This window comes from Streptomyces sp. NPDC001380, from assembly GCF_042895785.1.
Lineage (GTDB): Bacteria > Actinomycetota > Actinomycetes > Streptomycetales > Streptomycetaceae > Peterkaempfera.
Window position 1 is genome coordinate 1 of record NZ_JBIAWP010000064.1, and the last position, 1,435, is coordinate 1,435.

The window sequence follows — 1,435 nt, forward strand, 5'->3', positions numbered from 1 at the left end:
GGTTGCGTCCAGAGAAGTGGTGTAACGGGTAGCTCCCCGTGAGGGTGGAGCTGCCCCGGGCGGGCGCGTGTCGCCCGCCAAGCAAGACGGCCATCGGCTGATCCTTCGAGAACGACCAAGCCCTTGAAGGAGACCAGCACGATGACCGCACCCCAGAGTCTGCCGTTCGCCGCGATGCTGGAGGAGAACCTCGCCTCGGCGAGTCCGGACTTGTTGCGCCAGATGGTCAAGGCGTTCGCCGAGGCGCTGATGTCCGCCGACGCCGACCGGATCTGCGGCGGCGAGTACGGCCGGCCCAGCGAGGACCGCCTCACCCACCGCAACGGCTACCGCCACCGCGACTGGGACACCCGCGTGGGCACCATCGACCTCGCGATCCCCAAGCTCCGCTCCGGCTCGTACTTCCCGAACTGGCTGCTGGAACGCCGCCGCCGCTCCGAGCAGGCCCTGATCAGCGTGGTCGCCACCTGCTACCTGCTGGGCGTCTCGACCCGCCGGGTGGAGAAGCTCGCCGAGACCCTCGGGGTCACCCAGCTGTCCAAGTCCCAGGTGAGCGAGATGGCCCGACACCTGGACGAGCGGGTCGCCGAGTTCCGGGGCCGCCCGCTCGACGCCGGCCCGTACACGTTCGTGTGGGTCGACGCGCTGACTCAGAAGGTCCGCGAGGGCGGCCGCGTGGTCAACGTCCACGCCCTGGTCGCGGTCGGCGTGAACGCCGACGGGCACCGCGAGATCCTCGGCATCGACGTCGCCGCGTCCGAGGACGGGGCCGGCTGGCTGGCCTTCCTGCGCTCCCTGGTCGCCCGCGGCCTGACGGGCGTCCAACTCGTGGTGAGCGACGCCCACGCCGGGCTCGTGGACGCCGTCGGCGCCGCCCTGCCGGGGGCCGCCTGGCAGCGCTGCCGGACCCACTACGCCCGCAACTTGATCAATCAGGTCCCGAAGTCCGCCCAGCCCTGGGTCGCGACCCTGCTGCGGACGGTCTTCGAGCAGCCCGACGCCGAGGCCGTGCGCGTCCAGATGGCCAAGGCCATCGCCGCCCTGGACGAGAAGTTCCCCAGGGCCGCCGAGCACCTGGAGGCCGCCCGCGAGGACCTGCTCGCCTTCACCGCCTACCCCCGGGAGGTGTGGAAGCAGATCTGGTCGAACAACCCCCAGGAGCGGCTGAACAAGGAAATCCGCCGTCGCACCGACGTCGTGGGCATCTTCCCCGACCGCGACGCGATCCTCCGCCTGGTCGGCGCGGTCCTGGCCGAGCAGAACGACGAGTGGGCCGAACAGCGCCGCTACATGGGACCGGAGATCCTCGGGCGCTGCCGCCTTCACCTGATCGAGGGAGACACCGAACCGGAAATCACCCCGACCGCCCTGACCGCATAGCTTGTTGCCGGATCAGCGAGTGGCCGTCGGTTACACCACGCCACCGGACGTGACC

1 protein-coding gene is annotated in these 1,435 nt (G+C 70.7%); it reads left to right on the top strand.

From position 1 onward, the window contains the following. The first annotated feature begins 141 nt into the window (after nt 1-141). Nucleotides 142-1,380, top strand: coding sequence for an IS256 family transposase (locus ACFY07_RS28525; RefSeq protein ID WP_390872435.1), 1,239 nt, complete (start codon nt 142-144; stop codon nt 1,378-1,380). The last annotated feature ends 55 nt before the right edge of the window (nt 1,381-1,435 follow it).